The organism is Microcoleus sp. D2_18a_B4 (assembly GCF_036702475.1).
Classification (GTDB): domain Bacteria; phylum Cyanobacteriota; class Cyanobacteriia; order Cyanobacteriales; family Microcoleaceae; genus Microcoleus.
Map to the genome: position 1 here is coordinate 21,536 of NZ_JAUBTL010000019.1, position 8,024 is coordinate 29,559.

Genomic DNA, 8,024 nt, shown 5'->3' on the forward strand with positions numbered 1-8,024 from the left:
TTAGTCGCTCACTAAGAACACACTAAGAACCATGAATAATTACAAATTACCAAGCACCAAACCGACCAAATTCGTGAAGTTTCTATTAGATAGAATGTTCGCGGCGATCGCGCTGCTAATTTTATCTCCCGTGATGCTGATAGTAGCGATCGCTATCTATATTCGCATGGGTAGACCAATTATGTTTATTCAATCCCGACCGGGGAAAAATGGGCTGATTTTTAACTTCTACAAATTTCGCACCATGACAAATGACTGCGATTCTGATGGCAATCTTTTGCCCAGTAAACAACGGCTTACAGCCTTTGGTCGCTTGTTGCGTAAAACGAGCTTGGACGAACTTCCTCAACTCTGGAATGTTTTCATAGGCGACATGAGTTTTGTAGGGCCTCGACCTTTACTGGTAGAATACTTAGATCGCTATAGTCCCGAACAAGCACGTCGTCATGAAGTAGAACCAGGTATTACTGGCTGGGCGCAGGTTAATGGGCGCAATTCTATCACTTGGGAGGAAAAATTTAAATTGGATGTGTGGTATATAGACAACTGGAGTCTCTGGCTCGACCTGAAAATTCTTTGGTTAACAGTAATCAAAGTTTTCAAGCAAGAAGGAATTAATCAGAGCGAAAAGGTAACTATGCCTAAATTTCTAGGTAATCAAAATCGTAATTAAAAGGTATTTTATGAGCGAATTCAACATTCTGTTTACAAGTGCAGGTAGAAGAGTATCCCTGATCCAAGCTTTTAAGAAAACTTTAAAAGATATGGGATTAACTGGGAGCATTGTGACTACAGATTTACAAAACAATGCCCCGGCTTCTTTTATCAGCGATTTCAATGAGAGAGTTAGTCGGGTAAATGACCCAAATTATATCAATAAGTTGAAGGAAATTTGCCAAAAATACGAGATTAAACTGCTCATTCCCCTGATTGATACAGAACTAAATACCCTAGCTTTTCATAAAGAAGAATTCCAGAAATTAGGTGTAACTATTGTAGTTTCATCAAGTGAAACTACAGGCATTTGCAATGATAAAACGAAAACTTACGAGTTTTTCAAAAAAATGGGAGTGCCAACTCCAGAAATTTTAGATGCTGATGAGATTTTAGCTGACTCTCAAGCTAAATATCCTTTTTTGCTTAAACCGGCTGATGGCAGTGCTAGTGTGGGAGTGACAAAAATAAAAAATGCCAAAGAATTGGCTTTTTTTAAAGATTATATCCCCAATGCTATTGTCCAGGAATTGCTAGTAGGAGAAGAATATACGCTAGATATTCTAGTTGATTTTCAAGGAGAGGTACGCTCTGTTGTACCTAGACTACGCATAGAAACAAGAGCGGGAGAAATTAGTAAAGGAGTAACCGTTAAGAATTCAGCTTTAATTGCGGCGGGGAAGAAAGTGGTAGATACTTTACCTGGTGCTTTAGGCTGCATTACCGTTCAATGTTTTCTGCTTCCCAGTGGAGATATTAAATTTACTGAAATTAATCCTCGTTTTGGGGGGGGATATCCTCTTTCTTTTGCAGCAGGTGCTAACTTTCCACGCTGGATTATCGAAATGATTTTAGGCAAAAATCCCGAAATAAGCATTGATGGTTGGCAGGAAGATGTTGTGATGCTTCGCTATGACGAGGCGATCTTCTTAAGTCAGGAAAAAAGGGGATTTTGAGTTTAAAGTATAGGTGGTAAGCAGAGAAATGAACTATGAATAACAAGGAATCACCAATTATCAAATTCAGCAGATTAATTAAGTGGTTATTCGATAGATTGGGTGCTGCGATCGCACTACTAATCTTTTCTCCTATACTGTTGATAGTTGCGATCGCTATCCATATCCGCATGGGTAGTCCAGTTTTTTTTACCCAAGCGCGTCCCGGCAAAGACAGTCGCATTTTTAACGTCTACAAGTTTCGCACTATGACGAGTGAGCGCGACGCCGAGGGTAATTTGCTCCCCGATAAGCAACGCCTTACATCCCTCGGTCAATTCTTGCGTAAAACCAGTCTGGACGAACTTCCTCAACTGTGGAACGTTCTCAAAGGCCAGATGAGTTTTGTTGGCCCAAGACCGCTTTTGCCCAGATATTTACCTTATTTTTCGGAAAAAGAAACAAAAAGGCACGATGTACTTCCAGGCATTACTGGATTAGCACAAATTAACGGTCGGAATCACCTGTTATGGGATGAAAGACTTGCTTTCGATGTATACTACGTGGAAAATTGGTCTTTATTTATGGATGTAAAAATTTTGGTTCAAACGGTTGAAAAAGTGCTGCGAAGAGAAGCGGTTGCTGTAGTTCCCAGCTACATAATGAAGGATTTAGATGATGAACGAAAACAGTGCGATGGTTAGGAAAGCTTTACCATCAGAAAGTAGTAGTATAGAAAGCATACATAGAAATGCTTTTCCCAAACATTTTATATGCGACTGGCTTTTTGTGAGCCCCCTGGTATCGCGATATATTAGTAAAGTGATAGAAGACGCGGATATGAATCAAAAATATCCCGAATTTTTTACAGCCACTTTAACAGGCAATCTCGCTGGATATGTAAATGCTAAATTTTATGAGGAATGCCTAAGTATAAATTATTTAGCCGTTGCTCCTGAATTTCAACGCCAAGGTATAGCGAAACAAATGTTAGCTTATCTCCTGGCAGAATGCCAAAAGCATCACATCGAAAAAATTAGTTTAGATGTGGATATCAATAATCAGATCGCTTTAAGTTTATACAAAAAAATGGGCTATGAAGTCAAGTATTCTAAATTTTTATATGAAGTACCAATAGATTACTTTGGTACGCAAAAATGCTCGTTTGAAGTAAAAAATTGGCTGGAAGCAGAAGCATGGCAATATAGCTATGGTTTCTCATATATAATGCTGTCTATTAATAATTCAGACATTCTCAAGATTGGTAGATTAGGTAAAGCTTACTGGCGTATACCCGATTCTAGTTGTCTAGAAGATGACAGGTTAACCTATGCTTTAAAATTAATCGATCCCAATCGTAATAAAATTTTTGTTAGATGCGATAAAATAATTTTTGCTCTGCCAAATCAACCCATCAAGTTTTTGAAGATGGAAAAAAAACTCTAACAATGGATACACAAATTGTTAACTTATCAAGTAGTTGGTGGTTATCTAACCTGCAAAAAGTACGCCATGATATTTATCATTTGCCAGGGTATGTGAATCTAGAGGCAAAAAGAACTGAATATAGCCCAGAGGCTATTTTAATAGTGGATGATGAAAAAATGTTCTTTTTGCCCTATCTTGTGCGTCCGTGCGATCGAGTAGGGGAAGAGAATATATTAGAAGTATTTGATGTGGTATCCCCTTATGGCTATCCGGGAATGCTGTTGAACGAAGCTGCTACACCTGAGTTTTTGAATTTAGCAATAAATGAATTAACGCAAGTTTTACGCGCCAAAAACGTCTGTTCGGCTTTTTTACGGCTGCATCCTATACTTAATGGAGCGTTAGAGCAAATTTTCAATCCGAATATTTGCCAAATCACTGGAGAAACTGTCTCTATTGACTTGCGAATTTCTGAAGCCGAAATGTGGCAGAACACTAGACGCAATCAGCGACAGTCAATAACTAAATGCAAGCAGGCCGGTTTTACAGCAAGAATGATGCCTGTTCAGCTATATATCGATAAATTTATCGAAATTTATCAAATAACCATGCAGCGCGTAGAAGCAGCAGAGTATTATTATTCTTTCAACTTAGAGTATTTTCTGAATATGGCAGATGCTTTTGGGGAAAAAATGCACCTATGCCTGGTTGAGTTGGATAACGAAATTGCAAGTGGTGGTTTGTATACAGAATGTTGCGGTATCGTTCAGAGCATCTTTAGCGCCACACAAAACAAATTTTTAAAACAATCTCCTAATAGCTTACAAATAGATTATACTCGATTATGGGCCAAAGAGCGGGGCAATGAAGTTTTACATCTTGGAGGTGGAGTTGGAGGCGAAAAAGATTCTCTTTTTCATTTCAAATCAGGATTTTCCAAGCAAAGGCACAAATACTTAACGATGCGCTTGATTGTAGATGAAAAAAAATATAATAATCTGGTCAGATTAAGGGCAAAATATTTAAATATAGAGCCTAAAGAACTCCTAAAGTCCAACTTTTTTCCGGCCTATCGTTCTCCAAAATGAAGATCAAATGACAAAACAAATTCTCCTTTCAACACCTCACATGGGTTCCCTCGAACAAGAGTTCGTCAAAGAAGCCTTTGATACCAACTGGATCGCCCCCGTTGGCCCCCATGTAGACGCTTTCGAGCAAGAATTCTGCGAAATAGTTGGCGCTAAACACGCAGCGGCTGTTAGTTCCGGTACCGCAGCTTTGCATTTGGCTTTACAATTAATTGGTGTCGGTTCGGGAGATGAGGTTTTTTGCTCGACTCTGACTTTTATTGCAACTGCTAGCCCGATTACTTATCTTGGGGCTAAACCAGTTTTTATTGATAGCGATCGCACTTCTTGGAATCTCAACCCCGATTTATTCCGAGAAGCACTTGACAAACGAGCAAAAATTGGTAAATTACCCAAAGCTGTTGTAATCGTACACCTCTACGGTCAAAGTTGCGATCTCGACCCAATTCTAGAAGCTTGCAATGCTTATGAAATTCCGCTCATAGAAGATGCAGCCGAATCTCTAGGGGCTACCTATAAAAATCGATCGCCTGGAAGCTTTGGTAAAATCGGCATTTTCTCATTCAACGGCAATAAAATTATCACCACTTCCGGCGGCGGGATGTTAGTTTCCGATGACCAAAAACTGGTAGAAAAAGCTCGTTTTTTGGCAACACAAGCCCGTGACCCCGCTCCTCATTACCAACACTCAGAAATTGGCTACAATTACCGCCTCAGCAATGTTTTGGCGGGAATTGGTCGCGGTCAATTACGGGTTTTGGAGGAGCGAGTTGAAGCTAGACGACGCAATTTTGACTTTTACAAACAAGCTTTAGGAAACTTGCCGGGAATTGAATTTATGCCGGAAGCTGCCTTTGGACGCGCTACTCGCTGGCTGACTTGTTTAACGATCGATCCAGCCACTTTCGGTGCAGATAGAGAACAAGTTCGCCTAGGGCTTGCTCAAGAGAAAATAGAAGCGCGTCCGGTTTGGAAACCTTTACATTTACAGCCAGTATTTGCTGATTGCGAATGTTTCGGGGGTGCGGTGGCTGAAGAGTTATTTGAGTACGGGCTTTGTTTGCCTTCTGGCTCTAATTTAACTGATGAAGATTTAGAGCGGGTGACAAGTGCGCTCGCCCAAATTCACAAAGAAAATCGATGATATAGCCGAAGGAAGTTCGGCTACGGGTTTTGTAACGGATGTAACGGAGGCAGGAAGAAGAAAGATGTGCTCGCTATGAAATCCCCGACTTCTTCAAGAAGTTGGGGATTGGGGTATTCTGTCTTTTGATTAATTTTATTGCCATTCTTGCAGGGCGATCGCAATTCCCTCTTTTAATCTTGGTTCGAGACTCTCTTGTTTCACTAAGCTTTCTAATTTCTGCCTGGCCTCGGCAGCACCTAGCTGTTTGATGGCTGCCATGCAGTGCAGCCTGACGCTGCTGTCTGCGTCGCCCAACATTGAAATCAGAGCATCTAGCCCTCTCATATCTCCTAATTGCCCTAACCCTAAAGCTAAAGATTGTTTGATTCCAGCAGACTGCATGGTGGGATGATTGCTTTCGAGCAAATCGATCATAATTTCAGCAGCTTTGGCTTTTAATTCCGGCTTTTCCACTCGCCCTAAAACAGTGACAATCTCTTGACAAACAGGAGAGTTTGTGTTATTAAGATCGGCAATTAAGGTTTGCTGCAAATATTCTAAAGCGGCTGCGGTTTCGCTCCAGCTTAGGGCGCGCACAGTTTCGATTTGCAATTCAAGCGGAGTTATCGGCGATCGCAGCAATTCAAATAAAGCAGCCGCTGCAGCATCGGTTTTCACTCGCCCGATCGCGATCGCCGCTTGCTGACAAACTTCTAATCGGATGTCCGAAAGCAAAGGTTTGAGCAAGTTAACTAAATCTAATTCTGCATCTAAATAGGCGCGCACACCGAGAGCTCGCACGGCTTCTTTTCTAACTGCTGTCGCCGGATCTTTGAGTGCGGCTACCAGTACCGGCGGGATGCGGGAGTCGTGAAAGCTGCTCAGGGCCTCGATTGCGGATGCCCGCACCGCAACTTGAGAGTCTCCGACTACGCTCAACAGCGGTGGGATGGTTTCGGTGCGCCGAATTTGGGCGAGTGCTGCTGTGGCAAACTGTCGCGAGTCTTCTTGCTGCAAGAGAGTTGCGAGGGATTCTATGGCTGTCGGGCCGAAATTCCCTAGGGTTTCGGCGGCGATTTGGCTCAATTCTTCGTCGGAATTTTTGACCAATTCTACTAAAGCTTGAATCACTTCCGGGCGATCGAACTTTCCGAGAATGCGGGCGGCGAACCACCGGGGCTCCGTGTCTGCGTCTTCGTCTTCGAGCACGGCAATTAAAGGTGCGATCGCGCCATTTCCCAGATTTGGCAATACTTTAGCAATTTCCCAACGGTCTTGAAAATCGCCCCATTCTAAGGCTTCTATTGCTAAACTGACAGCTTGCTCTAAAATGTGTTGTTCCTGCGGCTTGCCGGCCTTGGCTGTCACTTGCTGCAAGCATTCGACTAACCCAGGCCAGTTTTGGCGATCGGCAGCGACTTGCGCTTGTTCTAAAAAGTTAGACATGATTTTAATTTAGTGGCGATCGAGAAGCGAGGTTTTTTGCTGCTAGGTCAGAGGGGGAGGGAGCTACTTTTTACCAATCTTTTGCTACAATTATCCATTTTTTAACATTTTTGTCAATCCATCATAACTGGTAAAATGGAAGTAAAGCATTAATTTCATGCAGTTAAGGCATCAAGCTATACTTTTTGTAATTAAAAATACGCAATATTCCTAATTAAAAATTAACAAATGAAGAAAGCTCTACTTTTAGTAAACCAGCACTCCCGAAAAGGGCAAAAGCTATTATCTCAAGCCACGGGAGAATTAGAAGCACTGGGTTTTGAGTTAATTATAGAATCTACTGACCACGCCCACGAAATTCCCCAAACAATTCGGCGCTACCAAAATCAAGTCGAATTAGTAATAATCGGCGGCGGCGACGGCACTCTCAACGCCGCCATAGAAGGTTTGATAGACACCAAGTTACCCTTGGGTATTTTGCCGATGGGAACTGCTAACGACCTAGCCCGCACTCTGAAAATTCCTACAGCTTTATCCGCAGCTTGTCAAGTAATTGCCAGCGGTAAAGTTCGGCTAATAGACTTAGGTTGGGTGAACGGTCAACATTTTTTTAATGTTGCGAGTTTGGGACTAAGCGTGCAAATTACCCAGCGGCTGACTAAAAACGTCAAGCAGCGCTGGGGAGTTTTAGCTTATGCTTTTACTGCTTTGCAGACAATTTTGTCAGCGCGACCGTTTCGAGCAGAAATTAAGGTAAAAAACCAATCTTTTAAGGTTAGAACTATTCAAATTGCCATTGGCAACGGCCGCTATTACGGAGGTGGCATGACAGTTGCCGAGGATGCCACCATCGACGACAAGCGACTGGATTTGTACAGTTTGGAAACAAAAAGCTGGTGGGAAATCCTGGGTTTACTGCCGGCTATGAGGCAAGGAAATTATACCAGTTCGCCTAACGTTCGCGCCTTGCACGCTCAAGAATTTGAGGTTAATACTAGCAAACGCCGTCCCATTAATACTGACGGTGAAATCACAACTTACACGCCTGCAAAATTTCGAGTGATTCCCCAAGCTTTAGCAGTTATAGCTCCTTCATGACTCACAACTAATATAATTATGTTGTGGAACAGGCATCTTGCCTGTTCATATATAATTATGTTGTGGAACAGGCATCTTGCCTGTTCAGATATTAGCCACGGGCAAGATGCCCGTGCCACAATTAATCAGTTAATAAATTATATTGTGTTGTGGAACAGGCATCTTGCCTGTTCAGATATTAGCCACGGG

Annotated in this window: 8 protein-coding genes; 7 read left to right on the plus strand and 1 reads right to left on the minus strand. The window is 42.1% G+C overall.

The annotated features are described in order from the left end of the window. Positions 1 to 31 precede the first annotated feature (31 nt). The 6 genes from QUB04_RS13475 to QUB04_RS13500 are packed head-to-tail and all read left to right on the plus strand — an operon-like array spanning position 32 to position 5,309. Positions 32 to 673: a sugar transferase gene (locus QUB04_RS13475; RefSeq protein ID WP_333284925.1), complete on the plus strand. Its 642-nt coding sequence runs from the start codon at positions 32 to 34 to the stop codon at positions 671 to 673. A gap of 10 nt (positions 674 to 683) precedes the next feature. Next, a complete protein-coding gene (locus tag QUB04_RS13480; protein ID WP_333284927.1) occupies positions 684 to 1,670 on the plus strand; it encodes an ATP-grasp domain-containing protein in 987 nt (328 codons plus the stop codon). Between the two features lie 35 nt (positions 1,671 to 1,705). After that, positions 1,706 to 2,353 (plus strand): sugar transferase, encoded by a 648-nt coding sequence (locus tag QUB04_RS13485; RefSeq protein ID WP_333284929.1) that lies wholly within the window; start codon positions 1,706 to 1,708, stop codon positions 2,351 to 2,353. Further along, the gene (locus QUB04_RS13490; protein WP_333284931.1) at positions 2,325 to 3,095 is read left to right on the plus strand and encodes a GNAT family N-acetyltransferase; all 771 of its coding nucleotides are present in this window, start codon (positions 2,325 to 2,327) and stop codon (positions 3,093 to 3,095) included. The genes QUB04_RS13485 and QUB04_RS13490 overlap by 29 nt, the downstream gene beginning before the upstream one ends. 2 nt (positions 3,096 to 3,097) lie before the next feature. Then, entirely contained in the window at positions 3,098 to 4,165 is a 1,068-nt protein-coding gene (locus QUB04_RS13495; RefSeq protein WP_333284933.1) for a peptidoglycan bridge formation glycyltransferase FemA/FemB family protein, read from the plus strand. A 7-nt stretch (positions 4,166 to 4,172) separates the two neighbouring features. Continuing rightward, positions 4,173 to 5,309, plus strand: coding sequence for a DegT/DnrJ/EryC1/StrS family aminotransferase (locus QUB04_RS13500; RefSeq protein WP_333284935.1), 1,137 nt, complete (start codon positions 4,173 to 4,175; stop codon positions 5,307 to 5,309). A 135-nt stretch (positions 5,310 to 5,444) separates the two neighbouring features. Here QUB04_RS13500 and QUB04_RS13505 read toward each other — a convergent pair whose 3' ends face one another. Further along, positions 5,445 to 6,737, minus strand: a complete 1,293-nt coding sequence (locus tag QUB04_RS13505) for a HEAT repeat domain-containing protein (RefSeq protein ID WP_333284938.1) — start codon at positions 6,735 to 6,737, stop codon at positions 5,445 to 5,447. 228 nt (positions 6,738 to 6,965) lie between these two features. On the opposite strand from QUB04_RS13505, the gene QUB04_RS13510 reads away from it, so the two are divergent. Continuing rightward, positions 6,966 to 7,835 (plus strand): lipid kinase, encoded by an 870-nt coding sequence (locus QUB04_RS13510; RefSeq protein WP_333284940.1) that lies wholly within the window; start codon positions 6,966 to 6,968, stop codon positions 7,833 to 7,835. Positions 7,836 to 8,024: the final 189 nt, after the last annotated feature.